The organism is Escherichia sp. WS3063 (assembly GCF_046486595.1).
GTDB classification, from domain to species: Bacteria; Pseudomonadota; Gammaproteobacteria; order Enterobacterales; family Enterobacteriaceae; genus Escherichia; species Escherichia coli.
Genome location: NZ_JBJQKY010000037.1, coordinates 1 through 16,794 on the forward strand (window position 1 = coordinate 1; position 16,794 = coordinate 16,794).

The window sequence follows — 16,794 nt, forward strand, 5'->3', positions numbered from 1 at the left end:
CAGTAGTGAAGTAGTGATTCACGACTTCAAGGCGCTTTTCAAAAGGGTATTTTGGCTTTGACATATCAGGGGCTATTCCATTTCATCGTCCAACAAAATGGGTGCAGTACACAGTTGATAGAAATATTGGTCGGGGCCTTCGTCTTTCTGATTCCCGGTTAGCCTGAAAACAGAAAGTCTCAGGCACCCGTGAGCATCCTATGTGGTTTCCTTAAGGACGAAAATAATCACCTGACGAAATTGCGTGCTGTTTTCCAGAATTTTTCGTCATTCGGTTTAGCCAGTTTAATCATTCGTTACTCTCTTCATTCCAATGGCATTATTCTTCTCTGCCATAATTGTTGTAAAAATGTGACGCAAAGAGGTTTTTGGTCGTAAGAAATTACCGTCAAGTGCCGATGACTTTCTATCAGGAGTAAACCTGGAAGAGAGACAACGGTAATGAATACAACTCCCTCACAGCGATTAGGTTTTTTGCATCACATCAGGCTGGTTCCGTTATTTGCCTGCATTCTTGGCGGTATCTTAGTTCTATTCGCATTAAGTTCTGCTCTGGCTGGCTATTTCCTCTGGCAGGCCGATCGCGATCAGCGTGATGTTACTGCGGAGATTGAGATTCGGACCGGGTTAGCGAACAGTTCAGATTTTTTGCGTTCAGCCCGGATCAATATGATTCAGGCCGGGGCAGCGAGTCGTATTGCGGAAATGGAAGCAATGAAGCGAAATATTGCGCAAGCCGAATCGGAGATTAAACAGTCGCAGCAAGGTTATCGTGCTTATCAGAATCGACCGGTGAAAACACCTGCTGATGAAGCCCTCGACACTGAATTAAATCAACGCTTCCAGGCTTATATCACGGGTATGCAACCGATGTTGAAATATGCCAAAAATGGCATGTTTGAAGCGATTATCAATCATGAAAGTGAGCAGATCCGACCGCTGGATAATGCTTATACCGATATTTTGAACAAAGCCGTTAAGATACGTAGCACCAGAGCCAACCAACTGGCGGAACTGGCCCATCAGCGCACCCGCCTGGGTGGGATGTTCATGATTGGCGCGTTTGTGCTTGCCCTGGTGATGACGCTGATAACATTTATGGTGCTACGTCGGATCGTCATTCGTCCACTGCAAAATGCCGCACAACGGATTGAAAAAATCGCCAGTGGCGATCTGACGATGAATGATGAACCGGCGGGTCGTAATGAAATCGGTCGCTTAAGTCGTCATTTACAGCAAATGCAGCATTCACTGGGGATGACTGTAGGGACCGTTCGACAGGGCGCGGAAGAGATTTATCGTGGCACCAGCGAAATTTCAGCTGGCAATGCGGACCTGTCATCTCGCACCGAAGAACAAGCGGCGGCTATCGAACAAACTGCCGCCAGCATGGAGCAACTCACTGCGACGGTGAAACAGAATGCGGATAACGCGCATCATGCCAGCAAACTGGCGCAAGAGGCTTCTATTAAAGCCAGCGATGGCGGGCAGATGGTTTCCGGTGTAGTAAAAACGATGGGCGCTATCTCCACGAGTTCGAAGAAAATTTCTGAGATCACCGCCGTCATCAACAGTATTGCTTTCCAGACGAATATTCTGGCACTGAATGCTGCCGTTGAAGCCGCGCGAGCGGGTGAGCAAGGGCGTGGATTTGCCGTTGTCGCCAGCGAAGTACGGACACTCGCAAGCCGCAGCGCTCAGGCGGCGAAAGAGATTGAAGGCTTGATCAGTGAATCAGTCAGGTTAATTGACCTGGGATCGGATGAGGTGGCCACGGCCGGGAAAACCATGAGCACTATTGTTGATGCCGTCGCGAGTGTCACACATATCATGCAGGAAATTGCCGCCGCCTCGGATGAACAAAGTAGAGGCATAACGCAGGTTAGCCAGGCGATTTCTGAAATGGATAAGGTGACGCAACAGAATGCTTCTCTGGTAGAAGAGGCCTCAGCGGCGGCGGTGTCCCTTGAAGAACAGGCGGCACGATTAACTGAGGCGGTGGACGTATTCCGTCTGAACAAACATTCTGTGTCGGCAGAACCTCGCGGAGCGGGTGAACCAGTTAGTTTCGCTACGGTGTGAAAATGTTCAAGGAAGGGATCGACAGATCCCTTCACCTTTCAGAACGGCATTGATTTTCGAATAGCGTTAATCATCAACTGGCAACCAGAAGAGAACGTCGCATCTACGCGGGTCAGTATTCCAATCGGTTCGCCTGCACCATGTCCCGGAACAGGCAGGGCCACCAGCGTGGCATGACGCAGGTCGTCTTTTACAGCGCCAGAAGGGACAAACCACACGTAGTCGTATTCAACCGTAAGTTGACGAGATAGCGAAGCAGACAGCGTTTCGATACAACCCGAAGGAATTTTACATCCCTGGCTCTGCACTAATGCATCTGAATGCTGGCGTGGCGCAGTGCCTTCTGGTGATACAACGACCGGCCATTCCAGCACCCGGCTTAGCGTTACGTTCTCCTGAAGTAGCGGATGATTGGGGCGGACAACCAGCTTCAGCGATTCAAGAAACAGCAGTTCGTAATTAAGCCCGGTCATCAGTTCAGGATCTGACATCCGACCAATGCCGATATCGATTTCCCCGGTTTTTAAACCCGCCAGAATCATAGGGTTACTCATTGTCGCAACTTGCAAGGTCGTCTCTTTTTGTTGCTGATGAAACTGACCTATAACCGAAGGTAATATCCCCAGTGCCGCAGTAGGTAGTGCACCAACCCTGACGATATCATTATTAAGACCTTCTTTACGATGAAGCGACTGTCCAGCAGTGTTGATGGCGTCAAGAACTCTGACTGCATGCGTTAAAAATTGTTCGCCGGGTAAGGTAAGTTGCGCCCCCTGACGACCACGCTCAAACAAGCGAGCGCCCGTCAGCTGCTCCAGTTCATTCAATGTCTTAGAGAGCGCAGGTTGACTCAAATTAAGGGTTTCAGCCGCGCGCCCCAAAGTTCCTTGTTGTGCGACAGCTACGAATGTATGAAGGTGGCGCAAACGGATGCGCTGACTAAACAGACTATTTTTTTCCATAAGCGATGTTAAAAACGAAGCGGTGTCGCTGACAAGTGAAGTTGTTTGATTATGATAACTTGATTGCAAAATATTATTAACAATTAAAGCAATTATGTTACAGCAAAATGGATAATATTGATGTTTTCGCGGCGAGATCACAGTTTGTAAATTCTTCCCGCCGGAGTGAATGCGGTTACCTACACTCCAGATTACTGACCACTGGAGGCAGACACTATGGCGAACAGCATCACGGCGGATGAGATTCGGGAACAGTTTTCGCAGGCAATGTCAGCCATGTACCAGCAAGAAGTTCCGCAGTACGGCACGCTGCTGGAACTGGTAGCTGATGTGAATCTGGCTGTGCTGGAAAACAATCCTCAACTGCACGAAAAAATGGTAAATGCAGACGAGCTGGCGCGACTGAATGTTGAACGTCATGGGGCGATTCGTGTTGGGACTGCACAAGAGCTTGCTACTCTTCGGCGGATGTTTGCCATTATGGGGATGTACCCGGTGAGCTATTACGATCTCTCGCAGGCGGGAGTGCCGGTACATTCCACAGCATTTCGGCCCATTGATGATGCTTCTCTGGCGCGTAATCCATTCCGCATTTTTACCTCATTACTCCGCCTTGAGCTTATCGAGAACGAATTTTTGCGCCAGAAAGCGGCGGAGATTCTGCGTCAGCGCGATATCTTCACCCCACGTTGTCGACAACTGTTAGAGGAGTATGAGCAGCGGGGCGGTTTTAACGAAACACAGGCACAGGAGTTTGTGCAGGAAGCCCTGGAAACGTTTCGTTGGCACCAGTCAGCAACGGTAGATGAAGAAACCTATCGCGCCTTGCACAACGAACATCGGTTGATTGCTGATGTGGTCTGTTTTCCTGGATGCCATATCAACCACCTGACGCCACGTACGCTGGATATTGACCGGGTGCAGTCAATGATGCCTGAATGCGGGATTGAACCCAAAATTCTGATCGAAGGGCCGCCGCGCCGCGAGGTACCTATTTTACTACGCCAGACCAGCTTTAAAGCACTGGAAGAGACGGTGTTGTTTGCAGGGCAGAAACAGGGTACGCATACCGCGCGCTTTGGTGAAATAGAGCAGCGTGGTGTGGCATTAACGCCGAAAGGACGACAACTGTATGATGATCTACTGCGGAACGCTGGAACCGGGCAGGATAATCTCACTCACCAAATGCATTTACAGGAAACCTTCCGCACTTTTCCTGACAGTGAGTTTTTAATGCGTCAGCAAGGGTTGGCATGGTTCCGGTACCGTCTGACGCCTTCAGGTGAGGCGCATCGTCAGGCGATTCATCCCGGAGACGATCCACAGCCCTTAATTGAACGTGGTTGGGTAGTGGCGCAACCCATTACCTATGAAGATTTCTTGCCTGTTAGCGCGGCGGGGATCTTCCAGTCAAATCTGGGTAATGAAACGCAGGCACGCAGTCACGGTAATGCCAGTCGCGAAGCATTTGAGCAGGCGTTGGGCTGCCCGGTTTTGGATGAGTTCCAGCTTTATCAGGAAGCGGAAGAACGCAGTAAACGTCGCTGTGGTTTGCTTTAAATTCTGACCATCCGCCTTTGCAAAAATTTGCCTGATTTTACAAACGAATCAGGCTCATCCCATCGACATAAAAAAATTGCCGATTTATGCATATTCTCTCAGTTCAACAATTGGATTATTAATAAATATTGTCTAGAGTGAGCGGTCATAAATAAGCACTTTCTTGCCGCTGAAAACGACCAGCGCGGGACCATTCACAACACCAGAAGGACTCACTTTCAGGTATGGATCGTAGACGATTTATTAAAGGTTCAATGGCTATGGCCGCCGTGTGCGGTACCAGCGGCATTGCTTCTCTTTTTTCTCAGGCGGCATTCGCGGCAGATTCTGATATTGCCGACGGGCAAACCCAGCGTTTTGACTTCTCCATTCTACAGTCAATGGCGCACGACTTAGCGCAAACAGCGTGGCGTGGCGCGCCGCGTCCGTTACCTGACACGCTGGCGACAATGACGCCGCAGGCTTATAACAGTATTCAATACGACGCCGAAAAATCGCTCTGGCATAACGTTGAGAACCGTCAACTGGACGCTCAGTTCTTCCATATGGGAATGGGATTCCGTCGCCGCGTTCGTATGTTTTCTGTTGATCCCGCAACACATCTGGCGCGTGAAATTCACTTTCGCCCGGAGTTGTTCAAATACAACGATGCGGGTGTTGATACCAAACAATTAGAAGGGCAAAGTGATCTCGGTTTTGCCGGTTTTCGCGTGTTTAAAGCCCCCGAACTGGCGCGCCGTGATGTAGTATCATTCCTCGGTGCGAGTTATTTCCGCGCCGTTGACGACACATATCAATACGGTCTATCGGCTCGCGGCCTGGCGATCGACACTTACACCGACAGTAAAGAAGAGTTCCCCGACTTTACCGCCTTCTGGTTTGATACGGTAAAACCGGGGGCAACCACCTTTACCGTTTATGCGTTGCTCGATAGCGCCAGCATTACTGGTGCCTATAAGTTCACTATCCATTGCGAGAAAAGTCAGGTGATTATGGATGTGGAAAATCACCTGTATGCGCGCAAAGACATTAAACAGCTGGGCATTGCGCCGATGACCAGTATGTTCAGCTGCGGTACTAATGAACGTCGGATGTGCGACACCATTCATCCGCAAATCCATGACTCTGATCGTTTGTCCATGTGGCGGGGCAACGGCGAGTGGATTTGTCGTCCGCTGAACAATCCGCAAAAATTGCAGTTCAATGCTTACACCGACAACAACCCGAAAGGGTTTGGTTTATTGCAACTGGATCGTGATTTCTCCCATTATCAGGACATTATGGGCTGGTATAACAAACGCCCAAGTCTGTGGGTGGAACCGCGTAACAAGTGGGGTAAGGGCACCATCGGCCTGATGGAAATCCCAACAACGGGCGAAACGCTGGATAACATTGTCTGCTTCTGGCAGCCAGAAAAAGCTGTAAAAGCGGGTGATGAGTTTGCATTCCAGTATCGTCTGTACTGGAGTGCGCAACCGCCTGTTCATTGCCCATTAGCGCGCGTTATGGCGACGCGTACCGGCATGGGTGGTTTCCCGGAAGGTTGGGCTCCTGGTGAACACTATCCCGAAAAATGGGCGCGTCGTTTTGCCGTCGATTTCGTTGGTGGTGATCTGAAGGCTGCCGCGCCAAAAGGCATTGAGCCGGTGATTACGCTTTCCAGTGGGGAAGCGAAGCAAATCGAAATTCTCTATATTGAACCCATTGATGGTTATCGTATTCAGTTTGACTGGTATCCGACTTCGGACTCCACTGATCCGGTCGATATGCGGATGTATCTGCGTTGTCAGGGCGACGCTATCAGTGAAACATGGCTGTATCAGTATTTCCCGCCAGCGCCGGATAAACGTCAGTATGTTGACGACCGCGTGATGAGTTAATCGTTTTTTCTTCGGCACCTTCTTCGGGAGGTGCCGTCTGGTTAAACACGATCCCGCTCGCATTTTTCCCTAAGTTAAATGAGTAATCTGATGGTGTGTATTTCAGATACACCTTGTCAGCCACTAACAGGGAGTGCGTATGTTTCCAGAATATCGAGATTTAATATCCCGTCTGAAAAACGAAAATCCTCGCTTTATGTCCTTGTTCGATAAACACAATAAACTTGATCATGAAATTGCCAGAAAGGAAGGTTCCGACGGTCGAGGGTACAATGCGGAAGTGGTCCGCATGAAAAAACAAAAGCTACAGTTAAAAGATGAGATGCTCAAAATCCTGCAGCAGGAGAGCGTCAAAGAGGTGTAAACTTTCCTAAGCCGCCAGCCAGGCGGCTTTTTTAACAACTGCATGGATTGACTGGAGATAAGATGACCGAAACGATAAAAGTAAGTGAATCACTTGAATTACATGCTGTTGCAGAAAGTCATGTCACACCTCTTTATCAGTTAATCTGTAAAAATAGAACCTGGTTACAGCAGTCGCTAAACTGGCCGCAGTTTGTTCAAAGTGAAGAGGACACGCGAAAAACGGTGCAGGGCAATGTAATGTTGCATCAACGCGGCTATGCCAAAATGTTCATGATTTTCAAAGAAGATGAACTTATCGGCGTTATCTCGTTTAATCGTATTGAACCACTGAATAAAACCGCTGAAATCGGCTACTGGCTGGACGAATCTCATCAGGGGCAGGGGATCATTTCTCAGGCGCTGCAGGCATTGATTCATCATTACGCTCAGTCTGGTGAACTTAGACGCTTCGTGATCAAATGTCGGGTGGACAATGCGCAAAGCAACCAGGTCGCTTTGCGCAATGGTTTTATCCTTGAAGGTTGCCTGAAACAGGCTGAGTTCCTGAATGATGCCTATGATGATGTGAACTTATACGCGCGTATTATCGATTCACAATAACCCTGCCAACGGCGTTCGAGTAATGCGCTCCTCGCCGTTAATGACTTTTGGACCACGGACATGAACCGTGTCGCCATCAAAGGCTTCAACGACGGCGTGGTCGGTTAACTCCACATGGTTTTCAATTATCACCGCACCTGTAATACGGCTCTCACCTTGTATGACAACGTGCTCGTCGAGCAGAATCGGTCCGCCACGTACCACGGCATTTCCGCCAATCAAGACATGATGTTTTAACACACAATTACCTTCCACAATGGCATATTCCGCCACCTGCGAACTGTAATGAATCGTCGGAATGGCATCTTCTTCTATGCCAGCTTTCACCTGCGCGTGACCGTAGACTTTAGCACAATCGCATAGCCAGACGTTGTTCTCTTCATTACCTTCAATACTGGCAAAATCAAAAACTTCGGCGCGATGTTCAATAAAAGCATACCGGACGACGGCATCGCCATAAATTTGTGCCTGGTGGACAATCCGCGAGGCGCTAACCCTCGCGCGATCATAAATTTGTAGCAGGAGTTGATGGTCGGGCGTTAAGCCTTGTGCGGCGACGATCATAGAATGTTGATCAATTAAGGCGTGACCAAATATTCTACATTGACCGCAAACTAATGAGTCACTAATGGTGACACTGTCACTTATATATGCACCCTGGCTGATTTCACTATTATCGATCCAGACATTATCCGTTGCGTAAACCTCTCCCCACAGCACGCTGGTGCCGGTGATACGCGTATTCCCGGAAATCACCGTTCCGCCGAACGCAATAGCATTCTGGTCGTAAATCCAGCAATTTCCTTCCTGTGCTAACACCGTTTCGCGATCGATCCAGCCGCCAGCGCTTCCTGCTATCACATCGTTAAAATCGCTAATGGCGATAATCTGCCGTAATAACACATTTTTTTTAGTGCCATCTTCCTGATAACTAAAGGCTCGCTGTTCTTCACTTAGACGATATTTGCGCATAGCGTTTTCCCACAGGTGACTTACTATAACCGTAGCAAATTCTGCGGCTCTGGCTATGCTCGAGAAAATTCCATAAAATGCATTTCAAATATACTTTATAAATTAAACAAAATGAGTAAGAAGATGCAGAGCGATAAAGTGCTCAATTTGCCGGCAGGCTACTTTGGTATTGTGTTGGGGACGATAGGGATGGGATTTGCCTGGCGCTATGCCAGCCAGGTTTGGCAGGTCAGCCACTGGTTGGGGGATGGGCTGGTGATTCTGGCGATGATCATCTGGGGATTATTGACTGGCGCATTTATTACCCGACTCATACGCTTTCCGCATAGCGTGCTGGCAGAAGTGCGCCATCCAGTGCTGAGCAGTTTTGTGAGTTTGTTTCCGGCAACGACGATGCTGGTGGCGATTGGTTTTGTTCCGTGGTTTCGCCCACTGGCGGTGTGCCTGTTCAGTTTTGGTGTCGTGGTTCAGTTGGCTTATGCCGCCTGGCAAACTGCGGGATTATGGCGCGGATCTCACCCTGAAGAAGCTACCACGCCTGGACTGTATCTGCCGACAGTTGCCAACAACTTTATCAGCGCAATGGCCTGTGGTGCGTTGGGCTACACCGACGCCGGTCTGGTGTTTTTAGGCGCAGGCGTTTTCTCATGGCTAAGCCTGGAACCGGTGATCTTGCAGCGTCTGCGCAGTTCGGGAGAATTACCCACGGCACTGAGGACATCACTCGGCATTCAGCTCGCTCCTGCGCTGGTGGCCTGTAGTGCCTGGCTGAGCGTCAACGGCGGCGAGGGTGACACGCTGGCGAAAATGCTTTTCGGTTATGGACTGCTGCAACTGCTGTTTATGCTACGTCTGATGCCATGGTATCTCTCCCAGCCATTTAATGCTTCATTCTGGAGTTTCTCGTTCGGCGTATCTGCACTGGCAACCACCGGTTTGCATCTGGGGAGTGGCAGCGATAATGGATTTTTCCATACGCTGGCGGTGCCGCTGTTTATCTTTACCAATTTTATTATTGCAATACTGCTCATCCGTACTTTTGCGCTTCTGATGCAGGGAAAATTGTTAGTCAGAACCGAGCGCGCCGTTTTAATGAAAGCAGAGGACAAAGAATGATCATTCGTGACGAAAACTATTTTACTGATAAATATGAATTAACCCGCACACACTCTGAAGTGCTGGAAGCGGTGAAAGTGGTTAAACCGGGTAAAACGCTGGATCTGGGCTGTGGCAATGGTCGTAACAGTCTTTACCTGGCAGCCAATGGTTATGATGTTGACGCATGGGATAAAAATGCCATGAGTATCGCCAACGTCGAGCGCATTAAGTCCATTGAAAATCTGGATAATTTACACACCCGGGTCGTTGATCTGAATAACCTCACATTTGATGGACAGTACGATTTTATTCTTTCGACTGTGGTGCTGATGTTCCTTGAGGCTAAAACCATCCCAGGGCTGATTGCCAATATGCAACGTTGCACTAAACCTGGCGGTTACAACCTGATTGTGGCGGCGATGGATACCGCTGATTATCCATGTACCGTCGGCTTCCCGTTTGCCTTCAAAGAGGGAGAATTACGTCGATATTACGAAGGCTGGGAGAGGGTGAAATACAATGAGGACGTCGGCGAGCTGCACCGCACCGACGCCAACGGTAATCGTATTAAACTGCGTTTCGCCACGATGCTGGCACGTAAAAAATGATCCGGTAAGAACAAAGCGCGTGAAAATTCCCCACGCTGAGATGGTTTACTGTTCTTCTTTTCGGTAAGCATATTTTTAATCAAAAGGATGTGAAATTAATCACAGTAGTCGAAGTTTTTCATCAGATTAACGCACTGATATTTAACTACTGATGATTGACTTAGCCCCTTTTTCGGCATTGACTATGTCGTCTGTAAAGGGGCTGAAAAATTTATTTTCACCAACACTTTTTTTGCCACAACACGAAGCGGCGCTTTTTGCTATAACTTAAAAAGTAATATAATCATCTCAGGAAACTATTCATGCGTACCACATCATTTGCGAAAGTTGCAGCTTTATGCGGCTTGTTGGCTCTGTCTGGTTGTGCCTCTAAAATCACCCAGCCAGATAAATATTCTGGTTTTTTAAACAATTACTCTGATTTAAAAGAAACAACCTCAGCAACAGGTAAACCTGTTTTACGTTGGGTAGACCCGAGTTTTGATCAAAGCAAATATGACAGCATCGTCTGGAACCCAATCACTTATTATCCGGTACCAAAACCTTCTACCCAGGTAGGGCAGAAAGTTCTGGATAAAATTTTGAACTATACCAACACCGAAATGAAAGAAGCGATAGCGCAGCGTAAACCACTGGTTACCACCGCTGGGCCGCGTAGTCTGATTTTCCGTGGGGCCATTACCGGTGTAGATACCAGCAAAGAAGGGCTGCAATTCTATGAAGTGGTTCCTGTTGCATTAGTGGTTGCGGGGACGCAAATGGCTACAGGCCACCGTACCATGGATACTCGCCTCTATTTTGAAGGTGAGCTGATTGATGCAGCGACTAATAAACCGGTTATCAAAGTCGTTCGTCAGGGCGAAGGTAAAGACCTGAATAACGAAAGTACGCCAATGGCTTTCGAAAATATTAAACAAGTTATTGATGACATGGCGACCGATGCCACCATGTTTGACGTTAACAAAAAGTAGTTCCAGACGCGCCATCGTTAGATGGCGCTTTTTATCCGGTGCGCCGTAAAACCCCGTCCTTCAGGGCGGGGATATAAGGCGCGGTTTTGCACCTGACCAGGTGTTTGCTGTTGTTCAATGTATTGGCGGATGACGGATATTGGCGCACCTCCGCAGCTACTGGCAAAATAGCCAGGACTCCACAAAACGCCTTTGTAGTAATACCTGACTGCAATATCTGGTCGATCTCGTCGCAGTAACCTACCCGATACGCCTTTGAGGCTGTTTACCAGACTGGATATCGCCAGTTTGGGAGGTTAGTTAATTAACAAATGGACGTGATCTGGTTCGCCATCCATTTCAACCAGTTCAGCTTCAAAATCAGCACATACATTTGAAAAGTAAGTGCGTAGTTTTTCTGTCGCGTCATGGTCAAAAATCTGGCGTCGGTATCTGGTGACAAAGACCAGATGAACATGCATCAGGAAAACACAATGCCTTCCACGCCGGATATCGGTTTCTTTTTTCACAGACCAAAGTATCATTTGACCTGTGAAACGATTACAGGCATTTAAATTCCAGTTAAGACCAGGTGGTCAACAGGAGTGTGAAATGAGGCGCTTAGCAGGCGCATGTCGTTTCGTTTTCAATCGTGCTCTGGCACGTCAGAATGAGAATCATGAGGCCGGTAATAAATACATCCCTTACGGGAAAATGGCTTCCTGGCTGGTTGAGTGGAAAAATGCCACTGAAACGCAATGGCTTAAAGATTCTCCCTCACAGCCATTGCAACAGTCACTGAAAGACCTTGAGCGGGCTTACAAAAACTTCTTCCGGAAGCGGGCTGCTTTTCCCCGATTCAAAAAGCGGGGACAGAATGATGCATTCCGCTACCCGCAGGGCGTTAAGCTCGATCAGGAAAACAGCCGTATTTTTCTGCCGAAACTGGGCTGGATGCGCTACCGGAATAGCCGTCAGGTCACGGGTGTTGTGAAAAATGTCACTGTCAGCCAGTCCTGCGGTAAGTGGTACATCAGTATTCAGACAGAAAGTGAAGTATCCACTCCGGCTCACCCTTCAGCATCAATGGTCGGGCTGGATGCTGGCGTGGCTAAACTCGCCACGCTGTCAGATGGCACAGTCTTTGAGCCTGTAAACAGTTTTCAGAAAAACCAGAAGACGCTGGCGAGACTTCAGCGACAGTTAAGCCGCAAGGTCAAATTCAGCAACAACTGGCAGAAGCAGAAACGCAAAATACAGCGACTGCATTCCTGTATCGCAAATATCCGCAGGGACTACCTTCACAAAGTCACAACGGCCGTCAGCAAAAACCACGCAATGATAGTCATTGAGGATTTGAAGGTCAGCAACATGTCAAAGTCAGCAGCGGGTACGGTCAGCCAGCCGGGGCGCAATGTCCGGGCAAAATCAGGTTTAAACCGTTCGATACTGGATCAGGGCTGGTATGAAATGCGCCGCCAGCTTGAGTACAAGCAGCTCTGGCGTGGCGGTCAGGTGCTTGCTGTTCCGCCAGCGTATACAAGCCAGCGTTGCGCGTACTGTGGTCATACAGCGAAAGAGAACCGCCTGTCACAAAGTAAATTCAGATGCCAGGTATGTGGATATACAGCGAACGCCGATGTAAATGGCGCTCGTAACATTTTAGCGGCGGGGCACGCCGTTCTTGCCTGTGGAGAGATGGTGCAGTCAGGCCGCCCGTTGAAGCAGGAACCCACCGAAATGATTCAGGCGACAGCCTGAACGTAGCAGGGATCCACGTCCTTCAGGGCGTGGAGGATGTCAATATCGGTTTCTGTCAGCGATTAAATTCAACACCACGTAACAAACGCCTCCGGCAATTAATCCCCAAAACGCAGAACCAATCCCGGCCAGCGTCAATCCACTTGCCGTTACCAGAAATGCCACCACCGCCGCGTCGCGCTCACGCTCATTATGCAGCGCCTGATACAAACTGCCGCCAATGGTACTCAACAGCGCCAGACCTGCCAGCATCTGGATCGAACTTACGGGCAGGGCAGCCATCATCCCGGTAATGGCACTACCAAACAGACCTGCGAGCAAATAGAAAATGCCTGCAACGGCAGCGGCCAGCCAACGTTGATCTTTATCCGGATGCGCTTCCGGGCTTTGGCAAATAGCCGCGGTGATTGCCGCAATACCGACGGAATAAACGCCGAAAGGGGAAAAAACCAGTGCCAGCAATCCAGTAAATACAATTAATGGCGAAACAGGAGCCGAATATCCGGCGGCTTTCATTGCTGCGATACCCGGTGCGTTTTGCGATGCCATCGTCACCAGAAAAAGGGGGAGTGCAACGCTCAGGCTGTGAGCAAACGAAAAATCAGGGCTAATATAAGTGGGGAGAACGGGTTTAAAGACAACATCAGTTGTGACAACGTCACCTTGCGCGATAACGATCACGACCCCAATAATCATCGCGGCAATTACCGCATAGCGCGGCGCAACGGCCCTGGTTGCCAGCCATACCAGCAACATACTGCCACACAACGTAAATTGACCATCCAGGCTCGCAAACGCCTGTAAACCAAAGCGTAATAAAATCCCGGCAAGCATTGCCGCCGCAAGCGAGTGCGGAATAATGCGCATCAGACGAGCAAAGAGTCCCGTTATGCCGCAGAGGACTATTAACGCGTTGGTGACAATAAAAACGCCGATGGTTTCGTTAAGTGTTAGTCCCTGCAATCCGGTGACCAACAAAGCCGCGCCAGGCGTTGACCATGCGGTGAGAACAGGTACGCGATACCATAATGTCAGAGCCAGCGTACTGACGCCCATTACCAGCCCCAGCGCCGTCATCCAGCCAGAGATTTGTGCAGTGGTGGCTCCGGCGACAATCGCTGCTTGCCAGATTATTGCCGCTGAACTGGCGTAGCCAATTAATACCGCCAGAAACCCCGCCAGTAGCGTGGGTGGAGGAATAGAAAACAGACGCATAGTCACCTCGTGCGTTATAGCGTACAGGCACCGTAGCATTTGTCCGTTATAACGCACAAGTGATAAACTTCCGTTTTGCCGGAGGAGTCGCATGGAAAATCTCGCTTGCTTTTTATCCACCACACTTAAACAACTACGTCAGCAGCGCGGCTGGAGTCTTTCGCGACTGGCAGAAGCGACGGGCGTTTCTAAAGCGATGTTAGGGCAGATTGAGCGTAATGAATCCAGCCCGACGGTCGCGACATTATGGAAAATAGCCACCGGGTTGAACGTGCCATTTTCGACATTTATTTCTCCGCCGCAGTCCGCAACGCCTTCAGTTTATGATCCACAACAACAGGCGATGGTGATCACTTCGCTGTTTCCTTATGATCCACAACTCTGCTTTGAACACTTCTCGATTCAGATGGCACCCGGTGCAATAAGCGAATCGACGCCCCATGAGAAGGGGGTAATCGAACATGTTGTCGTCATTGATGGACAACTTGATTTGTGCGTTGATGGTGAATGGCAGAGCCTTAATTGTGGGGAAGGCGCTCGATTTGCTGCAGACGTCACGCATGTCTATCGTAATGGTGGGGAGCAAACCGTACATTTTCATTCCCTCATCCATTACCCGCGCAGTTAAGCGGGAAAACTATTTCGTAACGTCGCGCTTGTGGCTAAAATAGCCGCCATTTTTCAGCTACTGGATAAGAAAGTGACCGTATCTTCTCATCGTCTTGAACTGTTAAGTCCGGCACGCGATGCCGCCATTGCCCGCGAAGCTATTTTGCACGGTGCCGATGCTGTTTATATCGGCGGCCCTGGTTTTGGTGCCCGTCATAATGCCAGTAATAGCCTGAAAGATATTGCCGAGCTGGTGCCATTTGCCCATCGTTATGGTGCAAAAATTTTCGTCACGCTTAACACCATTTTGCATGATGATGAGCTGGAACCTGCGCAACGGCTGATTACCGACCTCTACCAGACCGGCGTCGATGCGCTGATTGTTCAGGATATGGGGATTCTGGAACTTGATATTCCGCCGATTGAACTGCACGCCAGTACGCAGTGCGATATTCGCACGGTAGAAAAAGCGAAGTTCCTCTCTGATGTTGGCTTCACGCAGATTGTGCTGGCGCGAGAGCTGAATCTTGAGCAGATCCGCGCGATTCACCAGGCCACGGACGCGACCATTGAATTCTTTATTCATGGCGCACTGTGCGTGGCCTATTCGGGTCAGTGCTACATTTCTCATGCGCAAACAGGGCGTAGCGCCAACCGTGGCGATTGCTCGCAGGCGTGCCGTTTGCCATACACATTGAAAGACGATCAGGGGCGGGTGGTTTCCTATGAAAAACATCTGCTGTCGATGAAAGATAACGATCAGACTGCCAACCTCGGCGCGCTGATTGATGCTGGCGTACGCTCCTTCAAGATTGAAGGGCGTTACAAAGATATGAGCTACGTGAAGAATATCACAGCCCATTATCGTCAGATGCTGGATGCCATTATTGAAGAACGTGGCGATCTGGCGCGCGCTTCATCAGGTCGTACTGAACATTTCTTTGTTCCATCGACGGAAAAGACTTTCCACCGTGGTAGCACAGATTATTTTGTGAATGCCCGTAAAGGCGATATTGGCGCGTTCGATTCGCCGAAATTTATCGGCCTGCCGGTGGGTGAAGTATTGAAAGTGGCGAAAGATCATCTCGATGTTGCCGTTTCCGAACCACTGGCAAATGGCGATGGCCTGAACGTGATGATTAAACGTGAAGTCGTCGGTTTTCGTGCCAATACGGTAGAGAAAACCGGAGAAAATCAGTACCGCGTCTGGCCCAATGAAATGCCAGCAGAGTTGCACAAAATTCGCCCGCATCACCCACTAAACCGTAATCTTGATCATAACTGGCAGCAGGCACTGACAAAAACCTCTAGCGAACGTCGGGTGGCGGTAGACATTGAACTGGGCGGCTGGCAGGAACAACTGATTCTGACCCTCACCAGTGAAGAGGGTGTCAGCATCACGCATACGCTGGACGGGCAGTTCGACGAAGCCAATAACGCCGAAAAAGCAATGAACAATCTAAAGGATGGTCTGGCAAAACTGGGGCAAACCATCTATTACGCCCGCGATGTGCAAATTAATTTGCCGGGTGCGCTGTTTGTACCAAACAGTCTGCTAAACCAGTTCCGCCGTGAAGCCGCCGATATGCTTGATGCTGCGCGTCTTGCCAGTTACCAGCGCGGCAGCCGTAAACCGGTTGCTGATCCTGCGCCGGTTTATCCGCAAACGCATCTGAGTTTCCTCGCGAACGTATACAACCAGAAAGCGCGTGAATTTTATCATCGCTATGGTGTGCAACTGATTGACGCGGCGTATGAGGCACATGAAGAGAAGGGCGAAGTCCCGGTGATGATCACCAAGCATTGTCTGCGCTTTGCCTTCAATCTGTGCCCGAAACAGGCGAAAGGCAATATCAAAAGCTGGAAGGCAACGCCAATGCAACTGGTTAACGGTGATGAAGTGTTAACGCTGAAATTTGATTGCCGCCCATGCGAGATGCACGTCATTGGCAAAATCAAAAATCACATACTGAAAATGCCGTTACCGGGAAGCGTAGTGGCATCCGTAAGTCCGGATGATCTGCTGAAAACATTGCCGAAGCGAAAAGGGTAAAACGCCAGTTTTCGGGTTACTCACCACTCATCAAATCTGCATGATATTGCCTGCCGGGTAAGGCGTCATGCCGCATCC

14 protein-coding genes and 1 pseudogene are annotated in these 16,794 nt (G+C 49.4%); 11 read left to right on the forward strand and 4 right to left on the reverse strand.

Annotated features, from left to right (window positions below):
- The first annotated feature begins 441 nt into the window (after nucleotides 1-441).
- Nucleotides 442-2,082 (forward strand): methyl-accepting chemotaxis protein Trg, encoded by a 1,641-nt coding sequence (gene trg, locus ACJHYW_RS23155; RefSeq protein WP_001098566.1) that lies wholly within the window; start codon nucleotides 442-444, stop codon nucleotides 2,080-2,082.
- A 38-nt stretch (nucleotides 2,083-2,120) separates the two neighbouring features.
- Here the strand turns inward: trg and ACJHYW_RS23160 are convergent, their stop codons facing one another.
- Entirely contained in the window at nucleotides 2,121-3,044 is a 924-nt protein-coding gene (locus tag ACJHYW_RS23160; RefSeq protein WP_001330338.1) for a LysR substrate-binding domain-containing protein, read from the reverse strand.
- 216 nt (nucleotides 3,045-3,260) lie between these two features.
- Here ACJHYW_RS23160 and ACJHYW_RS23165 point away from each other — a divergent pair, with 216 nt between their 5' ends.
- From ACJHYW_RS23165 to rimL, 4 genes are all read left to right on the forward strand, one after another.
- Nucleotides 3,261-4,604: a VOC family protein gene (locus tag ACJHYW_RS23165; protein WP_000013748.1), complete on the forward strand. Its 1,344-nt coding sequence runs from the start codon at nucleotides 3,261-3,263 to the stop codon at nucleotides 4,602-4,604.
- A gap of 224 nt (nucleotides 4,605-4,828) precedes the next feature.
- Nucleotides 4,829-6,484 carry a glucan biosynthesis protein OpgD gene (opgD, locus tag ACJHYW_RS23170; RefSeq protein WP_000375956.1) on the forward strand — a complete coding sequence of 552 codons (1,656 nt, stop codon included), beginning with the start codon at nucleotides 4,829-4,831 and terminating at the stop codon, nucleotides 6,482-6,484.
- A gap of 139 nt (nucleotides 6,485-6,623) precedes the next feature.
- The gene (locus tag ACJHYW_RS23175; protein ID WP_001296778.1) at nucleotides 6,624-6,848 is read left to right on the forward strand and encodes a YdcH family protein; all 225 of its coding nucleotides are present in this window, start codon (nucleotides 6,624-6,626) and stop codon (nucleotides 6,846-6,848) included.
- A gap of 62 nt (nucleotides 6,849-6,910) precedes the next feature.
- Nucleotides 6,911-7,450, forward strand: a complete 540-nt coding sequence (rimL, locus tag ACJHYW_RS23180) for a 50S ribosomal protein L7/L12-serine acetyltransferase (protein ID WP_001304394.1) — start codon at nucleotides 6,911-6,913, stop codon at nucleotides 7,448-7,450.
- Here rimL and ydcK read toward each other — a convergent pair.
- Nucleotides 7,442-8,422, reverse strand: coding sequence for a YdcK family protein (gene ydcK, locus ACJHYW_RS23185; protein ID WP_001234030.1), 981 nt, complete (start codon nucleotides 8,420-8,422; stop codon nucleotides 7,442-7,444). The two genes, rimL and ydcK, sit on opposite strands and share 9 nt — an antisense overlap.
- A 123-nt stretch (nucleotides 8,423-8,545) precedes the next feature.
- Between ydcK and tehA the strand changes: the two genes are divergently transcribed.
- The 3 genes from tehA to ACJHYW_RS23200 all read left to right on the forward strand — a co-directional run bounded on the left by tehA (nucleotide 8,546) and on the right by ACJHYW_RS23200 (nucleotide 11,099).
- Entirely contained in the window at nucleotides 8,546-9,538 is a 993-nt protein-coding gene (tehA, locus tag ACJHYW_RS23190; RefSeq protein WP_001298119.1) for a dicarboxylate transporter/tellurite-resistance protein TehA, read from the forward strand.
- On the forward strand, nucleotides 9,535-10,128 hold the full coding sequence (gene tehB, locus ACJHYW_RS23195) for a tellurite resistance methyltransferase TehB (protein ID WP_000586720.1): 594 nt from the start codon (nucleotides 9,535-9,537) through the stop codon (nucleotides 10,126-10,128). The genes tehA and tehB overlap by 4 nt, the downstream gene beginning before the upstream one ends.
- 302 nt (nucleotides 10,129-10,430) lie before the next feature.
- Complete coding sequence (locus ACJHYW_RS23200) at nucleotides 10,431-11,099, forward strand: DUF3313 domain-containing protein (protein WP_001261013.1); 669 nt, start codon at nucleotides 10,431-10,433, stop codon at nucleotides 11,097-11,099.
- Between the two features lie 17 nt (nucleotides 11,100-11,116).
- On the opposite strand, the pseudogene tnpA reads toward ACJHYW_RS23200, so the two are convergent.
- A pseudogene (gene tnpA / locus ACJHYW_RS23205) lies at nucleotides 11,117-11,623 on the reverse strand (IS200/IS605 family transposase).
- A 7-nt stretch (nucleotides 11,624-11,630) separates the two neighbouring features.
- On the opposite strand from tnpA, the gene ACJHYW_RS23210 reads away from it, so the two are divergent.
- Nucleotides 11,631-12,839: an RNA-guided endonuclease InsQ/TnpB family protein gene (locus ACJHYW_RS23210; protein ID WP_061093055.1), complete on the forward strand. Its 1,209-nt coding sequence runs from the start codon at nucleotides 11,631-11,633 to the stop codon at nucleotides 12,837-12,839.
- A 39-nt stretch (nucleotides 12,840-12,878) separates the two neighbouring features.
- Here ACJHYW_RS23210 and ydcO read toward each other — a convergent pair whose 3' ends face one another.
- A complete protein-coding gene (ydcO, locus tag ACJHYW_RS23215; protein WP_280740097.1) occupies nucleotides 12,879-14,093 on the reverse strand; it encodes a BenE family transporter YdcO in 1,215 nt (404 codons plus the stop codon).
- 52 nt (nucleotides 14,094-14,145) lie between these two features.
- On the opposite strand from ydcO, the gene sutR reads away from it, so the two are divergent.
- Both sutR and rlhA read left to right on the forward strand, forming a co-directional pair.
- Nucleotides 14,146-14,682 (forward strand): DNA-binding transcriptional regulator SutR, encoded by a 537-nt coding sequence (sutR, locus tag ACJHYW_RS23220; protein ID WP_000429062.1) that lies wholly within the window; start codon nucleotides 14,146-14,148, stop codon nucleotides 14,680-14,682.
- A gap of 72 nt (nucleotides 14,683-14,754) precedes the next feature.
- Nucleotides 14,755-16,716 carry a 23S rRNA 5-hydroxycytidine C2501 synthase gene (rlhA, locus tag ACJHYW_RS23225; protein WP_024179522.1) on the forward strand — a complete coding sequence of 654 codons (1,962 nt, stop codon included), beginning with the start codon at nucleotides 14,755-14,757 and terminating at the stop codon, nucleotides 16,714-16,716.
- The last annotated feature ends 78 nt before the right edge of the window (nucleotides 16,717-16,794 follow it).

Coding starts and splice junctions, on each gene's coding strand:
- trg (WP_001098566.1), top strand. CDS start 442: ATGAATACAACTCCCTCACAGCGATTAGGTTTTTTGCATCACATCAGG.
- ACJHYW_RS23160 (WP_001330338.1), bottom strand. CDS start 3,044: ATGGAAAAAAATAGTCTGTTTAGTCAGCGCATCCGTTTGCGCCACCTT.
- ACJHYW_RS23165 (WP_000013748.1), top strand. CDS start 3,261: ATGGCGAACAGCATCACGGCGGATGAGATTCGGGAACAGTTTTCGCAG.
- opgD (WP_000375956.1), top strand. CDS start 4,829: ATGGATCGTAGACGATTTATTAAAGGTTCAATGGCTATGGCCGCCGTG.
- ACJHYW_RS23175 (WP_001296778.1), top strand. CDS start 6,624: ATGTTTCCAGAATATCGAGATTTAATATCCCGTCTGAAAAACGAAAAT.
- rimL (WP_001304394.1), top strand. CDS start 6,911: ATGACCGAAACGATAAAAGTAAGTGAATCACTTGAATTACATGCTGTT.
- ydcK (WP_001234030.1), bottom strand. CDS start 8,422: ATGCGCAAATATCGTCTAAGTGAAGAACAGCGAGCCTTTAGTTATCAG.
- tehA (WP_001298119.1), top strand. CDS start 8,546: ATGCAGAGCGATAAAGTGCTCAATTTGCCGGCAGGCTACTTTGGTATT.
- tehB (WP_000586720.1), top strand. CDS start 9,535: ATGATCATTCGTGACGAAAACTATTTTACTGATAAATATGAATTAACC.
- ACJHYW_RS23200 (WP_001261013.1), top strand. CDS start 10,431: ATGCGTACCACATCATTTGCGAAAGTTGCAGCTTTATGCGGCTTGTTG.
- ydcO (WP_280740097.1), bottom strand. CDS start 14,093: ATGCTACGGTGCCTGTACGCTATAACGCACGAGGTGACTATGCGTCTG.
- sutR (WP_000429062.1), top strand. CDS start 14,146: ATGGAAAATCTCGCTTGCTTTTTATCCACCACACTTAAACAACTACGT.